Source organism: Desulforhopalus glucosivorans, assembly GCF_054397165.1.
The window spans coordinates 5,535,930-5,553,322 of the sequence record NZ_AP044854.1; the positions used below are offsets into that span (position 1 = coordinate 5,535,930).

15 protein-coding genes and 1 tRNA gene are annotated in these 17,393 nt (G+C 43.8%); 9 read left to right on the plus strand and 7 right to left on the minus strand.

Annotated elements, in window-relative coordinates; genetic code table 11:
- The first annotated feature begins 339 nt into the window (after positions 1-339).
- A complete protein-coding gene (gene lepB / locus ACX6CI_RS23555) occupies positions 340-984 on the plus strand; it encodes a signal peptidase I (protein WP_458776090.1) in 645 nt (214 codons plus the stop codon).
- Positions 985-1,019: 35 nt separating this feature from the next.
- Here lepB and sfsA read toward each other — a convergent pair whose 3' ends face one another.
- The gene (sfsA, locus tag ACX6CI_RS23560; RefSeq protein WP_458776091.1) at positions 1,020-1,715 is read right to left on the minus strand and encodes a DNA/RNA nuclease SfsA; all 696 of its coding nucleotides are present in this window, start codon (positions 1,713-1,715) and stop codon (positions 1,020-1,022) included.
- 184 nt (positions 1,716-1,899) lie between these two features.
- Between sfsA and ACX6CI_RS23565 the strand changes: the two genes are divergently transcribed.
- From ACX6CI_RS23565 to ACX6CI_RS23580, 4 genes are all read left to right on the plus strand, one after another.
- Positions 1,900-3,117 carry a type I glyceraldehyde-3-phosphate dehydrogenase gene (locus tag ACX6CI_RS23565; RefSeq protein ID WP_458776092.1) on the plus strand — a complete coding sequence of 406 codons (1,218 nt, stop codon included), beginning with the start codon at positions 1,900-1,902 and terminating at the stop codon, positions 3,115-3,117.
- Positions 3,118-3,240: 123 nt separating this feature from the next.
- Positions 3,241-3,693, plus strand: a complete 453-nt coding sequence (gene rimI, locus ACX6CI_RS23570; protein ID WP_458776093.1) for a ribosomal protein S18-alanine N-acetyltransferase — start codon at positions 3,241-3,243, stop codon at positions 3,691-3,693.
- Between the two features lie 476 nt (positions 3,694-4,169).
- The gene (secG, locus tag ACX6CI_RS23575) at positions 4,170-4,529 is read left to right on the plus strand and encodes a preprotein translocase subunit SecG (protein ID WP_458776094.1); all 360 of its coding nucleotides are present in this window, start codon (positions 4,170-4,172) and stop codon (positions 4,527-4,529) included.
- A gap of 22 nt (positions 4,530-4,551) precedes the next feature.
- A tRNA-Leu gene (locus tag ACX6CI_RS23580) sits at positions 4,552-4,636 on the plus strand.
- Positions 4,637-4,991: 355 nt separating this feature from the next.
- On the opposite strand, the gene ACX6CI_RS23585 is transcribed toward ACX6CI_RS23580, so the two are convergent.
- Positions 4,992-5,789, minus strand: coding sequence for a sulfite exporter TauE/SafE family protein (locus ACX6CI_RS23585; protein ID WP_458776095.1), 798 nt, complete (start codon positions 5,787-5,789; stop codon positions 4,992-4,994).
- Positions 5,790-6,197: 408 nt separating this feature from the next.
- On the opposite strand from ACX6CI_RS23585, the gene ACX6CI_RS23590 reads away from it, so the two are divergent.
- The 3 genes from ACX6CI_RS23590 to ACX6CI_RS23600 all read left to right on the plus strand — a co-directional run bounded on the left by ACX6CI_RS23590 (position 6,198) and on the right by ACX6CI_RS23600 (position 8,163).
- Entirely contained in the window at positions 6,198-6,395 is a 198-nt protein-coding gene (locus tag ACX6CI_RS23590; RefSeq protein WP_458776096.1) for a hypothetical protein, read from the plus strand.
- 118 nt (positions 6,396-6,513) lie between these two features.
- A complete protein-coding gene (locus tag ACX6CI_RS23595) occupies positions 6,514-7,011 on the plus strand; it encodes an NlpC/P60 family protein (protein WP_458776097.1) in 498 nt (165 codons plus the stop codon).
- A 291-nt stretch (positions 7,012-7,302) separates the two neighbouring features.
- Positions 7,303-8,163: a MipA/OmpV family protein gene (locus ACX6CI_RS23600; protein WP_458776098.1), complete on the plus strand. Its 861-nt coding sequence runs from the start codon at positions 7,303-7,305 to the stop codon at positions 8,161-8,163.
- Between the two features lie 21 nt (positions 8,164-8,184).
- Here the strand turns inward: ACX6CI_RS23600 and ACX6CI_RS23605 are convergent, their stop codons facing one another.
- The 5 genes from ACX6CI_RS23605 to ACX6CI_RS23625 all read right to left on the minus strand — a co-directional run bounded on the left by ACX6CI_RS23605 (position 8,185) and on the right by ACX6CI_RS23625 (position 15,413).
- Positions 8,185-11,280, minus strand: coding sequence for an efflux RND transporter permease subunit (locus tag ACX6CI_RS23605; protein WP_458776099.1), 3,096 nt, complete (start codon positions 11,278-11,280; stop codon positions 8,185-8,187).
- Positions 11,277-12,527, minus strand: coding sequence for an efflux RND transporter periplasmic adaptor subunit (locus ACX6CI_RS23610; RefSeq protein WP_458776100.1), 1,251 nt, complete (start codon positions 12,525-12,527; stop codon positions 11,277-11,279). The genes ACX6CI_RS23605 and ACX6CI_RS23610 overlap by 4 nt, the downstream gene beginning before the upstream one ends.
- On the minus strand, positions 12,524-13,954 hold the full coding sequence (locus ACX6CI_RS23615) for an efflux transporter outer membrane subunit (protein WP_458776101.1): 1,431 nt from the start codon (positions 13,952-13,954) through the stop codon (positions 12,524-12,526). The genes ACX6CI_RS23610 and ACX6CI_RS23615 overlap by 4 nt, the downstream gene beginning before the upstream one ends.
- A 134-nt stretch (positions 13,955-14,088) precedes the next feature.
- On the minus strand, positions 14,089-14,250 hold the full coding sequence (locus ACX6CI_RS23620) for a hypothetical protein (protein ID WP_458776102.1): 162 nt from the start codon (positions 14,248-14,250) through the stop codon (positions 14,089-14,091).
- Between the two features lie 158 nt (positions 14,251-14,408).
- Positions 14,409-15,413: a J domain-containing protein gene (locus tag ACX6CI_RS23625; protein WP_458776103.1), complete on the minus strand. Its 1,005-nt coding sequence runs from the start codon at positions 15,411-15,413 to the stop codon at positions 14,409-14,411.
- A 168-nt stretch (positions 15,414-15,581) separates the two neighbouring features.
- Here ACX6CI_RS23625 and ACX6CI_RS23630 point away from each other — a divergent pair, with 168 nt between their 5' ends.
- Complete coding sequence (locus ACX6CI_RS23630) at positions 15,582-17,276, plus strand: potassium channel family protein (protein ID WP_458776104.1); 1,695 nt, start codon at positions 15,582-15,584, stop codon at positions 17,274-17,276.
- Positions 17,277-17,393 lie beyond the last annotated feature (117 nt).

The window sequence follows — 17,393 nt, forward strand, 5'->3', positions numbered from 1 at the left end:
TACCTAAAGGGTGTTATTTGAAAGGGTAAATAAACACCTGATTTTTCATGTACATACAGCTATTAGTGCATAAATATATTTCTTTGTCAAGAAAAACAATGCTGATAAATAATGAATAATGCTTATTAAACATACGGTTTGGAGGTATTTTCATATTTCCTGCACTTTTTGTTTTCCACAACATATTGATGCTAGGATGTGGAGATGCACTTTATGGGGTATTGGCTTTAAAATTTAAATTGCTGTAAAGGAAGTCGCTTGTAATTGGTATGTAATTCTAGTAGTTTTTGGCAAGTCTTCGGTTGTGTAAAATAAATAATTATCCCGGTGAGGTTAACATTGACTAATATAGGTAAGAGCAAATCGGTTTTTAGAGAATATTTTGAGGCGATTTGCATCGCTATTCTTCTTGCATTGTTTATAAGAACATTTATCGTTCAGGCATTTAAAATACCTTCTGGTTCAATGCTACCAACCTTGCTTATTGGTGACCATCTTTTGGTTAATAAATTCATCTACGGCATTCGTGTTCCATTCAGTGGAAAGATATTAGTGCCTATAGTAGATCCTTCAAAAGGAGATGTCGTTGTCTTCAAGTTTCCCAAAGATAAATCAGTCGACTATATAAAACGTGTTGTTGGTACGCCCGGAGATACTGTTGAGATAAAAAATAAGAAGGTCTTTGTCAATGGAATCGCTGCAGTTGATCCCCATGCCCATGTAAGTTCTCCTGCAGTACTCGATGCTGATGCAAGCCCGAGGGACAACTTTGGTCCGGTATTGGTGCCTGAAGATCGAATTTTTGTGATGGGAGATAACCGGGATAACAGTTACGATAGCAGATTTTGGGGTTTTGTTGATCAAAAAGATATCCTGGGTAAAGCCTTCATACTGTACTGGTCTTGGGATATTGATAAATCTCTGTTCTCGGTAGAGCGGTTTAAATCCATACGTTGGGGCCGAGTCGCCAATTTGATAGATTGATGTAAAGAGATATCGGTTAGCATCAGACTGCCTCTTTACATAATAAGGGGCAGTTTACCAACAACATCTATAGATTTTAGACTAACCTCAGCCTGATAGGCTAGTAGCAATACACCCTGCTCTGAAGCTTCTTTTAGAGTCTTCGCATAAATTTTATCAATATGGCTTGCGGGACTGAAGCTGTCAACGTCCATCCTCTGCACTAAAAAAAAGATACAACTTCTGTGACCTTCCCGGGATAATCGTATAAGTTCGTTGAGATGTTTTGTCCCCCTTGTTGTTACAGCATCTGGGAACATGGCACATCTATCTTCAGCCAGTGAACAGTTCTTCACCTCTATGTATATTTCTGAACTCTCTGAAATTAAATGTAAATCTAATCTGGTGTGATCTGATGTTTTCACTTCTCTTTTGATTTTGCTTACATTTTCAAATTCATGAATTGAACCGTTTGAAATCGCCTCTGCCACAAGTGCATTGGTTCTCGCTGTGTTTACACCAATCCATGTGGAATTTTCATAAACCATCTCCAAGGTGTGCGGATACTTGCGTTTTGGGTTGTCAGATATTGAAAGGGCTACAGGGCTGCCTGGAGTTGAACATGAGAGCATCGTACCTGTATTTGGGCAATGAACTGTCAGGACCTCCCCAGAGTCAAGTTCTATGTCTGCGAGAAAACGTTTGTATCGCTTGATAAGGCGGCCTGTGATGAGTGGTGATTCGAATTTCATAAGTTCAGTAAATTGGTATCTTTGTTTAAAAAATGTTACTGTTGCATATCAATAAAGTTAATGATAAATAGCGATAACAAATTTATTAATGTGTCAGGACATAAACGTATCTTGTGTCTAATCTTAGGCATAAGAATGATATAAGCTCAGTATTCCAGTCTAATTGGAAAGGAGAGGCATTGCTATGAAATTAGGGATTAATGGTCTTGGAAGAATAGGTAAGCTATCGTTGTGGCAGCAGGTTTCCAGGAAGCACTTTTCTGGTATAGTTGCAAACATCGGCCGCGATGTTGGATCGAGTTTGGAAGATCTTGCAGCCACACTTGAGCGCGATTCAACCTATGGGCGTCTTGGAACATATCTTTATGGTCACCAGTGTCCTCGTGTGATTGAGGAGTTGAATGAGGCTGATGGGACGATGGTTGTGAATGGTATTCCGGTCAAAATTCTGCGCAGTGCTCGCAACCCTAAGGATATTGCCTGGCAGGAAAATGACGTTAAGCTGGTGGTTGATACAACCGGCGTCTTTACGGATCCTACCACCGATCCGGATGCAAGTCGTGGTGCACTTCGCGGACATATGCAGGCTGGCGCCGAAAAGGTAATTCTCTCAGCACCCTTCAAAATTAAATCGAAGGGGTTGGATATGCCTGAAGATGCCGTTACTACAGTGATGGGCATCAATGAAGAGGTTTATGAATCTGGGCAGCACTCTCTTATCTCGGCGGCTTCCTGTACGACGACATGTTTATCATATATGATAAAGCCGCTCATGGAAAAGATCGGTGCTGATAAAATCCTCAGTGCTTCCATGGTAACTGTACACGCAGCAACCGGTAGTCAGCAGGTTTTAGATCGCTTGCCGGGAGCTGGTGCGACAGACCTGCGTAAAAATCGTTCAATTTTAAATAATATAATTTTAACCACAACCGGGGCTGCAAAAGCTCTGTCTCTTGTTATTCCTGAAATGGCTTCAATTGGGTTTATGGCAGAGTCCGTTCGTATTCCTACTTCTACTGGTTCACTTATTATTCTTGTTTTGAATCTACAGGATGATTTCGATCAGCCAATTAAAAGAAATGATATAAATTCTATATACGAAGAATATTCAAAGATTAATCCCTATCTGCTCTATTCAAACCAGCAGAATGTCTCATCGGACATAATAGGAATGCCTGCTGCTGCTGCTGCCATTGAGGGTACAGAGACCCACACGAGAACAGCGAATATCCAGGTTGACCTTGCCAAGGTAAAAGCTGAAAGTCTAGCGAAGGGCGCTGACTCAATTTTAAATGTTCCTGTGACTCAGGCTGTGGTCTATGGCTGGTATGATAACGAGCTTGGTAGTTATACTAATATGTTGAGTGACTTAGTGGTCCATGTGAGCGAGGAAATGATTTAATATGTAGTGAATTCACTAGAAGCCGCTGCTTACCGGAAAACTTCATTTATCTGTTGTTTGTAATAAATGCATCTGGTGAAGAACGTAATTCGCCTTGTTACTTGGTTATGCGGGGTCAATCTCTTGTTTTATATCCGAACAATGCTCGATACAGATCTTGCTGAAGTTGTCTGTATCGAGCAGCAAAATAAATCCCCTTGGTCTCCCAAAGCTCTTGCAGATGAGTTGAGGCAAGAGAGGGGAGTTGTCTTAGTTGCTGAACTTGATAATACGCCTGCTAACAGGCCGTGTGTGGTTGGTTGGTGTGCCAGTAGATATTTAGCGCCTGAGGCTGAGTTGTTGAAAATAGCTGTGAGTGTAGAGTTGCGAAAGCACGGTGTTGCGTCCTCTCTACTCAGTTGTCTATGTAATCTTCTCTCTGAGAAAGGAGTAGAGACTCTCTTTCTTGAAGTACGTTCTCAAAATCAAAGTGCTCTGAGTTTCTATAAAAAAACGGGATTCTTACAGACTGGTGAAAGAATTGGATACTATTCAGACCCTGTTGATGTGGCCCTTCTCTTTCAGAAAATATTGTAGTGCATTTTGATAAATATCTTTGCTTAATGATAATAAATACTTACTTGTGATTGCACTACATTAGGGCAATTATGAATTTTAAAATGGTTGCATAGGCGAGGGTAATGCAACATTATGTCATGAGATTGTATAATATTCATGTACTGCCTATTGCAGATAGCGGTATGTGAAGTGCTGATATGGTCTTAAGGTGTTGTTGCTAAATGGTATTGGCGAGATTTTCTTCAATAAACCGCTGTTTTGGAACTGGCTCGGTGTACCATCAGACGATGGCTTAAGAAATAGTTGAACAAATATATGAAAAAACTGTTGCCGAGAAAATTCGAATATTGTAAGGTGCCTCGGTCGCACCAATCAACGCTGATGCATTGATGGCCTAGCCTCAAGTTATCTGAGGATTGGTAGGCGGAGCGTTCACTTGATGCTGAATCGTTTGAACGCATTATTAATTTTGAATAATTTAACTTTGTTTACGTATGGATACTTTATTAACAATTGTACACGTTATCGTCTGCCTTTTCCTGGTTGGCATTGTTTTGCTGCAACATGGGAAGGGTGCTGATATTGGTGCTACTTTTGGTGGATCCAGCCAGTCTCTTTTTGGGACAGAAGGGCCGTTGCCACTGTTAAATAAAATTACTACAGCTGCTGCGATCATTTTTATGTTGACTTCTGTTACGTTAGCGTATATTTCATCTCAGTCAAGTAAGTCTTCAGTGATGAGCGGGGTGACTGTCAGTCAACCTGCAGTTGAGGAAGCAGCACCTATAGCCAAAGAAGATATGGTTATGGAACCGGTTGCTGAAGAAAAGAGCGAAGAAAAAGCAGCAGAGTAATAAAATATATATAGAAATGTGTGCCGAAGTGGTGAAATTGGTAGACGCGCACGCTTGAGGGGCGTGTGGGGCAACCCGTGCCGGTTCGACTCCGGCCTTCGGCACCATATTTTTTCTAAAGACTTCCACCAAAGTCTTTTAAACCCGCAACTGAAAACAGTTTGCGGGTTTTTTCTTGTCTTTTGTATTCCTGTAAATTCTCTAAACTTCAGTAGAATCTAGAAATCAATGTGTGTACTCGTGAGTGTATTGTAGTTTCTAGACGAACAGAAGTTCTTGAAATACACGCGAGGTAGGTGAGGTGATCGAAGTTCTCTGCTGATAGGGTACTTGTGTTTGCAAGCGCTTGCATTGATGTCTTTTTAACCCGCATTCTAAATAGATTGCGGGTTTTCTAATCTTTTACGCAGCTAGTGAAGTCTAAGTTGTCAAGAGTTCGGTCTCATTCATTAAAGTCCTTTCTTATATTGCACTGACAAGCATTTTAGTGGCAACAACGTACAAGAGAATTGAGAATATTTTTTTTAGACGATCAACAGGTAGGCTATGGGCGAGCTTTACACCTAGAGGTGCTGTTAAAACACTTATGGCGGCAATTCCTATGAGAGCAGGGAGATATACATAGCCAAGTGAGTAGGGAGGGAGGTCAGTTACATTCCAGCCGTTTACGATATACCCAACAGTTCCGGCTAAAGCGATGGGAAGACCGATGGCAGCAGAAGTACCAATGGCGTGATGAGCGTTTATGTTACACCAGAGCATGAAGGGGACTGAGAGTGTGCCTCCCCCAATGCCTACAAGACTTGATACAATACCGATAATATTTCCGGTTGCAAACATACCAGCTAAACCTGGAATTTCTCTTCCAGGTTTGGGTTTTTTGCCAAGCAGCATCTGCGTTGCCACAAAATAGAGAAAGATCACAAAAAAAATCTTTAGAAAGTCTGTGGACATACGAGACGCAATAAATGAACCGAAGAAAGTACCAGTAAGTATCCCAATCACGATTTTTTTAACGACATCCCAGTGAACGGCACCTCTTTTATGATGTGCACGGAAACTTGAGACAGAGGTAAACATAATACTGGCAAGAGATGTCGCAAGAGCCATATGCATGGTGATTTCACTTGGTATGCTCTGTAGAGAAAAGACATAAACCAGTACTGGGACGATTACAAGTCCACCTCCAATACCAAATAGTCCTGCCAGGATTCCAACGACCGCACCGGCAGCACCGTAAGTTAACAATGTAGTTATCATGAGTTTGTACCTATTTTTCAGGGAATTAATATATAGATTGTACTCGCGAGGCCTCAAAGAGTGGATGCTGATTACCCCAATGTCATTATGAAGGGATCTATTATGAGTGACGTAGGTATACCAAAGGAACTTTCTTCATCAAGGATTTTCTTATGAAATGTTCTGTTTTTTAATGGTATTAGTCTTGAGTATTAATTTGCAGGAGAATGGCTGGTCCAGTGTTACAATATACATGGTCAGACGATAACGGGTGTTTTGTCAACAAAATGTCAAAGAATAGATGATCGTCTAATAGGCTGTAATCTCATCGTAAAATGTTCTGCTGGAGTGTGCTTGGTTATATAAAAAGTTCACAAAACTGGATTTATTCAAAAATGATTGATAATATCAGGGTGTTGAGAAAATCTTTTGGTAGTAACGCTTAGTACGATAGGTAAGATCATTGAGGGTGTAATCATCCACGTCGTACTTTGCCCTGTTAATGGGATTGAGAAATTGCGTGTTGGAAAACTTGCTGATACCGCACTATTTTCAGATAGCGACCGCAGGGAGACCTTCGGGGTACTTGTCCAGCGATACTCAAAAAAATTCGGCTTGTCGGGTTAGATACACTATGTTTCATTCTTTTATTGGCCTAAAAAATGTAACGCACATTTGCAGACTACCTACAAATCGATACATCACGATCAGTTTTACTCTAGTCGTGTTGTTATTATCAGGATGCATGCAAAAGGTGACGGTTACTTATGTGCCCCAGCAGGAAAGTCCAGAGCAGGTCAAGAAGATATCTCTATCTGAAACCTGTAGGAAAATTGTTTTCAATAGTGCTCAAGATACTCTCAGTGTAGGGAATCAAGAGCTCAATGATTACTTTAAGAGGTGGCGAGGTGTGCGGTATAGGTATGGAGGGTACAGTACCAGGGGAGTGGATTGTTCTGGCCTGACCCAAAGGGCTTATAAAGAACTCTATGGTGTCGAGCTTCCAAGAACTGTTGTCGAGCAGTCTAAAACAGGTGAGAAAATTGATAAAAAATCTCTTCGTCCAGGTGACTTAGTTTTCTTTAAAACTGGTCTGTATTCCCGACATGTTGGCATTTACCTTGGCGAAAATTGTTTCATTCATGCTTCACGGTCCAAAGGCGTCATTCAGTCAAACCTCAATAATTCTTATTGGCGCAAGAAGTATTGGCAGGCCAAGAGGTATCATCTCGCAAAATCATAAGTGATTCTGACCTGAATCCATTGATCAAATCCCTCCTGTCTTTCAGAGATTTTGTGGAAGAAGCAAGTAGTAGTAGAAGGGCACATCGCGGATACAGTGTAGATACAAAATCATCTTTAGGCAGCCTTGGAAAATTGGTTCTTTGCCCAACTTCATCGTTGCATTCAAAATTATATCCTTGGAATATCAGTTGTATGCCTGTGGTAAAATTCTTCACGCGTCTCGAATTTGAACCTATCACCAATTTTTCAAGGTACCCTGTGGCTTAACCTTTTGTCCTAAAGGATGGCGATGTTCCCCTATATACCCTGTTGTTTTATAACTGTTATACTTTTTCTCACGAGTCTCGTTCCGTGTAGCGCTACTGGTACTACGGTTGAAAAAGAAAAACTCCCTCTCTATGAGTACGGAGTCGTTGGTCTTGCAGCGCAGCTCCCTCACTACCGTGGTTCAGATGAATATTCGAGTTACGCTTTTCCTTTACCCTATTTTATCTATCGCGGGGAAAAGATAAAGGCTAATCGGGATGGTCTACGAGGAATATTTTGGAGGAATGCTCATTTTCAGACAGATATTTCGATTTCTGGTAATCCTCCTGTAACTGATGATAATGACGCCAGAGAAGGAATGGGTGAGCTGGATGGCCTTGTTGAAATTGGTCCTGCTCTTCGGTTTTATTTTTATGACTATGGCGAGCGGGAGTCATTTTTTCTCCAGTGGAATATACGGGCGGGATTTTCTTTCGGTTTTGATGGTGGCCTTGATGTGTCATATCAGGGACTGATTTCAGATTTCTCCCTTGTGTACAGGAATGCATCTCTTTTTCGTGATCAAAATGTTCGTATCCATATGAAGACCGGTCCGCAGTTTAGTGACAGCGAGTTGCATAGCTACTTTTATGAAGTTTCAGAACAATACGTCACAGATAGGAGGGAGCAGTATACAGCCGAAGCAGGATATGGTGGCTGGCAGGTTTCCGGCGGTATTGTAAAAGAACTCACCCCTAAGTTCTGGCTGAGTTTCTATGGTAGATACATCAATTCTTCCGGAGCAGCATTTGAGGACAGTCCACTGGTTGAGACAACCGACAACTATGTTGTCGGTACAATGCTGTTGTGGAAGTTTGGAGAATCAGAAACATTGGAGCAATAGAGGGAGTACAATGCACTAAGCTCACAATATTTTTTCACCCACCTTTTTACTATCGTCGATGATCAGGTAGAGACAGGGGACGAGAGCCAGGGTGATGACTGTCGCAAACAGGATTCCAAAGCCCAGTGAAATGGCCATGGGAATCATAAATCTTGCTTGTCTGGATGTCTCAAAGATCATTGGGGCCAGACCACCAAAGGTCGTGAGTGTTGTGAGCAGTACGGGCCTAAAGCGTCTGAGACCTGCACGCTGTATTGCTTCAAGTGAGTTACAGCCCTTGAGCTTTTGTTTATTGGCGTAATCCACCAATACCAGAGAATCATTTACCACCACCCCTGACAGGGCAACGATGCCCATCATACTCATGATGCTCAGATGATAGTCCATCAACATATGGCCAAAGACGGCTCCGATCATTCCAAATGGAATAGCAACCATAACGATGACAGGTTGAATATAGCTTTTAAATGGGATGGCGAGGAGAAAGTAGATACCGCCAAGGGCGAAAAGAAAGCCGTACAACAGATTGCCAAAGCTCTCTTTCCGGTCGGCCTGACGACCACTGTAACCGTAGGTAAGGCCTGGAAACTGATTTGCAAGCTCTGGGAGAACTTTTTCATTGAGTTCAGCGGTGATCACAGGAGAATCTCCAATGGGGGAGACATTTGCTGAAACCGTGGTTGTTCGCCTGCCGTCCTTTCTTGATATGGAGGTGAATGCCCTGCTTTTTTCAATGGTGGTTACTTCACTCAGAGGAACGTAGGTGCCAGCTGGGGCCTGTATAAGGAAATTCTCCATGTTAAATTCATTGCTTCTCTCTACCTGAGGAAGTCTGACCCGAACAGTCACCTCGTTGTTCCCGCGCTGCTGTCTTAGGGCAATCGCACCCTGGAAACCGTTGCGTATCTGCCGGCCTATCTCACTGGAGGTCAATCCAAGGCTCTCTCCCCATCCATTTACCTTGTAGTTGAACTGTATTTTTCCTATAGCATATCCGCTATCCACGTCCTTTATCGATGAAAATTCTTCGAGTCGGTTGGCAAAGGCTACACTTGCTTCGTCGAGAACCCGGGTATCCCTGTGCCTCAATTCTACGGCAATGGACGCGCCCCCACCAGGGCCTCCTCTATCTGATTCAAAACGAAGTGTTGTAACACCAACCAGTGGACCTGTTGCCTTTCTCCACTCCTGAGTTGTTTCTCCTGTGGTAATGGGGCGGGAAGCTGGTGGATGCAGATAGGCATTAACCTCTACCTGGTTGTCATCGATCATGGCGAAAACACCCTCGAGAAGAGTATCGTCATCGTAGGATGCCACAACTTTATCAAGGCCAGTTAATAGCGAGTCCCGCACTCTAATCATTTCAGATGCAGGGCTGCCGTAGGGCAGGGTTGCGGTTACAACCGCGCGGTCAGACTCAACTCTTGGGGAGAGGATCATGCGTATTCTGCCACTCTTAACATAGGCGGCTGTCACCACAAGAACCGCAATAAGAAAGATAACGGTAAAATATCGTATACTGAGGACTTTGTCTAAAAGAGGACCGTATACATTATTAATAAACCGAAGCAGGAGACGGGCAAATTTTTGTTGAAACCTGTAGATGGAGCCTGCAATGGTTCCCTTACCATTCTCACGGCTATGGGCGAGGTGAGCAGGCAGAATAAAGAGTGATTCAAACCAGGATATAAGAAAGACTACAATCACCACAAAGGGAATGACCCGCCACACCTTCCCCATAACGCCTGGCACAAAGGCCATGGGTAAAAAGGCGATGATGTTGGTGAGAATGCTAAAGGTAATAGGTGTGGCGACATCCTTTGCGCCGGCAATGGCGGCGTCAAAATAGTTGAGACCCCGCTGGCGGTATTCGTATATATTTTCGCCTGCGATAATGGCGTCGTCCACCACGATTCCAAGTGATATAATAAAGGCAAACATGGAGATCATGTTGATAGAGACGTCAAAAAATGGCAAAAACAGCAGGCCCCCAAGAAAGGAGATAGGGATTCCCATAGTGACCCAGAAGGCAAGGCGCATTTCAAGAAAAATTCCAAGCAGAAGAAGCACAAGTGCAAGTCCCACAAAGGCATTTTTTAAGAGAAGCTCCAACCGCTGTTTATAAATATTTGACCTGTCACTGGTGATGTCCCAATGTATTTCCGGCGGCAGTGAGTCCTGAATTGTTCCCATGGCCTCATGGGTTGCTTCAGACACTCCAATTGGTGTTTCCTTGCCAATTCTGTATACGTAGAGCTGAATTGAGGGCTGGTTGTTGTAGGTTCCAAATCTTGCAGTATCCTCAAAACCATCGGTCACCGTTGCAATATCCTCCAGGTAAATCTGTGTGCCCTCACTGCTCGATATGATGGGGATGCGCGCAAATTCTTTTGCCCACTCGCTTTTATTGGTAACCCTAAGGAGAATCTCACCACTGCTGGTCTCAAGTTTTCCACCGGGTATCTCGACGGAGTTACTGGCTATACTTTTAGCAATATCGTCAATGGACAGGTTGTACTTTCTGAGAACACCTTTGGAGACAGCAACCTCAATTTCATAATCCCTTGCACCCCGTAGATCAATCTGGCTGATACCAGGCTGTTGAAGCAGTTGGTCACGGACGGATTCTGCCGTACTCCTGAGATTTCTTTCGTCCACATCACCGTAGATGTTGAGACGCAAAACCTGTCGTTTTATTGCAGAAATGGAGATAACAGGTTCCTCTGCATCGAGGGGGAAGGTTGAGATGCGGTCAACCTCCTGTTTAATGTCCTGGAGTACCTTTTGCGAGTCTGCACCATCAAGGAGCTCAGCTCTGACAGATGCAGAACCTTCTCCTGCGGTGGCGGTTATTTCTTTTACTCCCTCGGTACCCTGGATGGCTTCTTCAATGGCAAGGACTATGCCCCGTTCGACTTCTTCAGGGCTTGCTCCGGGGTAAGAGACAGAGATGTTGATGTTGTCGAGCTCAAAGGCAGGAAACACCTCGCGGGTTATCTTAGAACTCATGAAGATCCCGCCCACCATTAGGACGATCATCAACAAATTTGGGGTGACCCGGTTATGGATCATCCAGCTGACGGGCCCAAGGCTGTGATTATTTGAATCAGAACTCACTGTTGTGCTCCCTTATGTTTGGGAGATTTGATTTGTTCTAAGACTTGTAGCTGAGTTCCTTGGCTGGGACTGGATATTTGAGAGGTTATGAGACGAGCCTGTGTTCCAAGGGATGTAGATGTGTAGATATGTGTCTTTGTTCTTGCAAGCACATCTACTGTTCTAATTTCTAGAGTGTTGTCTTTTGCAAGGAGCCATACCGTATTGTTCTCATGGAAATAGTTGCGATCAATGGTAAAAACCTGTTTGAGTTCTTGTCCGGCAAAAGTAACCTGGACAAAGGAGCCGAGAAATAATTGTGGTTTTGCCTTGTTAGATGGCATGAGGCTGAGTGGGTCATTCACTGCAACATAGATTACCGCCATTCGTCCCTCTGTTTCAAGGTCAGCCGCAAGGCGAATAACATTGCCCTGTCGATAGAGGTTCTTGCCACTTTTTTCCTGAAGGTATATACGTGCAACTGAGCCAGGTTCTCCAGCTTTTGCAGGGATTGTGAGCCACCTAAGCTGTTGCACTGGAAGACTCACCTTGACCCAGAATTGATCTGTTCCAACGAGTTGCCCTACAGGACTGTTTGAGCTGACACGGGAGCCAAGATCGATATTCTTTGACAGGATTACTCCATTAAAGGGGGCAGTAAATCTGGTTCGTTGCAGATCGATTCTGGCTCTTTTCAGTTGTGCTTCGACTGCTGCAACTGCTGCCTTTGCAATACCAAGTTGAGGTTTACGTAGCATGAGGTCTTTTTCGGTGTCACTGACCTTTTGACCCAGTATTTCAAACTCCTTAATTGCAATACGTTGGTTTCCCATTTCCAGGTTAAGGTCACTGACAGCTTTGGCCAGATCGCTTTTGAGCTGCAGAATGGTTATCTCGTAGTCAGTGGGATCGATACTAAAGAGTTCTTCGCCCTGGGTGATTTGTCCACCTGGTACCATTTCAGGGCTTATGCTGATTATCTCGCCATTTACCCGAGGAATGAGACCTATCTCCTGGGCGCTTGTAACGGTACCCATGGCATCAAACTCATATGATATGTCCTGGGCTTGTAAAGAGGTGACTGTCACAAGCGGTGGCTTAGGCGAGCGGGCACGGGGCTTCGCCTTAGGTGAGTTGTTGACATAATGTGAGGCGAGGGCTACAGCGCCTCCTAGTATGATAATGGATAAAAAGAGTTGAATTACACCCTTTACTACATGGGGTTTAGAGCTTTTTGTTTCAGAACTCTGTGTTTTTTCGGGGCTCATTGCAATCCGCCTTTGTTCGTGTCTTGTGTTGTCGGTTCCTGATCAATTGGTCCGCTCAGGGCCCGATATAGGGAGACTCTGTTGCTGAGAAGTGCAAGTCTGCTGCTCACAATATCCCGTTGCAGGTTCTGGCTGGATATGAGCGCAAGAAGTACCCTCTGGTAATCTTCAACTCCCTGCCTGTAACGATTCCCAACATGCTCTACTGTCTCAGTTGCAAGTTGCAGCTGTATGGTTTCACTTTTGAGGGACTGAAGTAATTCCTGCTCGCGAACAAGACTGTTTTCGATCTCTCCGATGGCCTCTAAGATGTTCTGGCTATAACTGTTAAGCTGTTCCCTTGCAACTGACTCTGTTCTGTCTACTTCAGCTCTGAGGTAACCGCCATCTATGATGGGGCCAAAGAGGTTTGCCGCAAGGGTTGAATACCAGTCCGAGAAAAGATCACTCACCCTGTCTCCTGAGGTCGTGAGGCTCGCAGACAAACTTAAGCGGGGAAAACGATTTGCAACTGCAGCGGCACTCCTCTTATCTGCTGCCTGTAGTCTCATAAAACTGCTGCTCACATCCGGCCGTCTTGTTATCAGTAGCAGCGGGATTCCAGTCCGGGGAAGTGCGGGCAATTCGGGAAGGACCGCAACTATATTCTGGAAAGATTTTTCAGGGGGCTTGCCTATGAGAATTGCTAGTTGATACTCGAGAATACGCTTGTTGGCACTGAGCTTTGCAAGGGCTCCTCTATTACTCTCCACCAGCTGACGTTGCTGGAGTACATCAGAAATATCGGTTTTACCTGAGCGAAATTGAGTGGTAATAACCTCAAGGACCTTCTCATTGGTCTCTTTTTGTTGTTGCAGTAGTTCGAGCTGTTGCCCCGCCTCTGATATCTGGAACCAGGTAAGGGTTACTTCAGCGGCTAGGGTGATTTGTGCGGTCGAAAAATCTGCTCTGGTGGCTTCAAGGTCATAAAGAGAAGCATCTTCGATGTTTCTCAGTCGTCCCCACAGGTCAATTTCGTATGATGCAGCAAGGTCAAAGGAAAATGTATCACTATTGTCACTTGATTGATAGTTACGTGTGCTGGAAGCTGAACCGTCACTATCAAGGGAGGGAATAAGAGCTGCTCCTGACTGTCTGGCCACTGCCTGTGCCTGTATTATTCGCTCCCGTGCAGCAAGAAGGCTGAAGTTGCTCGATAAGGCAGTTTCAACATAGTGGTTAAGAGTTGTGTCATTAAAGGTGAGCCACCAGCGGATGTCAACGGGGCTCTGGCCCGATATTGAAAATGTATCAGGCAGCAGGATAGGGTCAATACTCCGTTTTGCAAGAGGAATACAGGCCTGTGAACTGAGTAGTAGGCAGAGTACACAGATAAGCGTAGATGTATAGGAGCAGGACTGCGTTTTCAGTTTTTGTACAAACTGCATCTATTGAACCTCTTGTTGGTAAATTTCCAGGTTGAAATGGTAAGAAAACAACATTTTAAAGCCGATATTTCAACGTAGAACAGTGGTATAAACAGCTTCTGTTATACATCTTTTCAAAAGAGGTTCAACGGTTTTTACTCGTCTTTTTCTATTTCTCGGACGACGACGTTGCCGCCAAGTGGGGGTTGCACACATCGGGATCGATAGAGCATCTCCATCTGGGAAAAACCCTCTTCAATTTTCTGCTCATCTTCAAGTTCAGTTTCATCAGATTTGAAATTGTCATCGGTTTTCATTATGAGTGGTCCTTATATGCGTAAAGTTGTTGTCGTAAGCTACAAACTGTTACTGAAGAAGGTACGAACTCGCGGATCAGGAATCAACTATTTTCTTGGTTTACAGGTTAAGTTTTCAACCAATCGTAACTCGCAGAGTTGTGGATAAAACTGCTATATTACTTCTTTCCAAGACGTTCCTTGTAGATTTCAGTTAAAATAATGAATTGCTCAGCATCACCACCTTTATCCGGGTGGAGAGCCATTGCTTTTTTTCTATAGAGACGATTGAGATCCTCTTTTGTCATGGTGTTTAATGCGGTGCTTGAGACTCCAAAGATCTCCTCAATTATTTCCGGACTTGTGGGAGTTTTTCTCTCAGGCCATTTGAAGTGTCGATGACTGCCCATAAAGGCACGAGAAAAGTCCCGCTGAAATGAAGGCTGGTGGGGTACATAGTCAAAAAACATCCAGAGATAGTGGGTAAGGTGTCTGTGAAGAAAATTGCCTGGAGTCATCCCCTGCCAGAATGACAGGTCACGATGCAGTCGGCAGATGGCTGTCGTAAACTGTTCTTCCACTTCACGCCTTGCAAGAGCTTCCGGGAGCCACGGGGCAAAAGACTCTTTAAAATCTTTTTGTAGATTAAATATGGCATAGATGTATTGGAAATAGGTCCCAGGCTCAAGTACCTTCTCCTCTGAAAGGAAGTAATACTCCCGTTCATCACGGCTCTGGCCTAAAAGAGGGCGGCAGCATTTTTCGTGGAGTTTTGTAAGCCGGCTTTGGTCCACCGCCCCATAGCGTAGATAGTAGAGTCTTCTTCTGTCAAAGAGGTGGACTTCTTTGTTTATAGCCTCTCTTTCTTCATCACTGAGGCGTCCTCTGTATTGAGCAGTCCGGCCCTTGAAGGTAAGCAGATTTTCCTGAACATCTCTTGGAAAAAAATCAAAAAGAAGTTGTTCAAGCTGTGGCTCAGGGTCCTTGTGGATTGCAGAATGCAGGGCTTGGAGTAGCTCTTCCTTAAAAATGATGACATGATCGTAGGCAATGCTGAAATAATGTGAGGGCTGTTTACCAAGATCAAACAAAATCCTGTGGGCGAAATTCCCCTCATCAGTCTGATACGACTGGCGGATTTGGAAATAGAGGTGTGAACCCTGTTGTAGTTTGGCGAGATACATGTAATGTAAATGTCATTATATTAGTAGTGGGTCTTGCCTTTTGTCCAATTGTTTGACAATATCACCAGTTTTTACGATAATATCAGATTAACCTTAAGGTATCGGGTCCTGAGATCATATCTAAATTTTATCAAACTCTATTCATTTTATTCTCATTTTCATAAAAATATGAAGTTTCTTCCATCCCAGCTCCTCTATTTCTTTCAGAATAAGACAACGCGGAAAAACCTTGTTTTACTAACCAAATTTTTAGGGTTTATTCTTCTGATTATCTGTCTTTACTCTGTGTTGTTCCATATTCTTATGCTCTACGAGGGACGGGAATTTAGCTGGGTCACAGGTTTGTATTGGACGCTCACAGTTATGTCTACCCTGGGTTTTGGTGACATCACCTTTCACACGGACCTTGGCCTGCTTTTCACCCTTGCAGTACTAGCTTCAGGGATTGTGCTGTTGCTTATTATGCTTCCCTTTACCTTTATTCAGTTCTTTTACGCCCCCTGGCTGGAAGCCCAGTCGAAGATAAAGACACCAAGAGATCTCCCAAAAGGGACAAGAGACCATGTTATCATTACAAATGTTGATCCCATAACAGAAAAACTCGTGGCAAAACTCAATCGTAGAGGTTTTGAGTATGTTCTTGTGGTCGCTGAGCTGCAAAAAGCTTCGGAACTCCACGATGCCGGATATAATGTGGTGGTGGGTGAACCTGATGATCCTGAAACCTATCATAGACTGCAGGTAAAAAATGCAGCCCTTGTGGTTGCTACCAATGATGATCTCATTAATACCTCTGTTGCTTTTACCATTCGTGAAATAACGGAATCCGTTCCAATTGTGACCAGTGCCAATCACCAAAACTCTATGGATATCCTGAATTTTCCAGGCAATACCCATGTGTTTCAGTTTGCAAAAATTCTTGGACAGGAGCTGGGGAAGCGTACCCTTGGAGTCGGACGGCCTGTTAACATTGTCAGCCGTTTTGATAACCTGAATATTGCAGAGATCTCAGCTGGTCAGACGACCCTCTCAGGCCAGAGTCTTCTCGATCTTGAGATGCGCGCCAAGACTGGGGCTACTGTTGTTGGTATCTGGGAAAAGGGGCGTTTTGAGATCCCCACAAGAGATACGGTTATTTCTTCGAGGTCCCTGCTTTTACTTGCAGGAACCACAGGGCAGCTTGATAAATTTGAAGAGCTCTATGCTGTTCCGTATAAGGCAATATCTGAGGATTCTCCTGTTCTTATTCTTGGGGGTGGTCGGGTTGGTCTTGCAGCTGCTGAGACCTTGGGTGCAAGCGGTATCAGTCACCACATTGTAGAGAAACGTCCAACTCTTACTGCAGGTAAAGGCGACAAGTTTATTCAAGGTGATGCCGCTGATATCAAGGTTCTTGAAAAGGCGGGTGTTATGGGAGCGAGAACTGTAATTATCACAACCCATAATGATGCCATGAATATTTATCTGGCATTTTACTGTCGTCAGTTACGGCCGGATATTCAAATTATCAGTAGAGCCACCAATGAACGAAGTGTTTCAAAGCTCCACATGGCAGGAGCGGATCTTGTTATGTCATTTGCCTCAATGGGGGCAAACAGCATTGTAAATATTTTAAAACCTGATGAAATCTCAATGTTCACTGAAGGCTTGAATATATTTAGCTGCCCTATGCCCCGTAGACTTGTTGGACAAAATCTTATTGAAAGTAATATTCGTCAGACCACTGGCTGTTCCGTTATTGCCCTGAGGACGGTGAAGGGGTTGGTGGTGGGGCCTGATCCTTCTATTCCGCTTCGAACTGAAGATGAGATAATTCTGATTGGTTCAACAGAATCAGAAAAGCAATTTATTGAACTGTATTAGTACCTTACTCAAGAAAAACTGTCATTTGAAAACAGGTGGCGTAGACTCCGGGAAAAGTGGAGAACCTTTTAAGATTGCGAACTTAAAACTATTTCCAGATAAGTCAGCGTAGTGAGA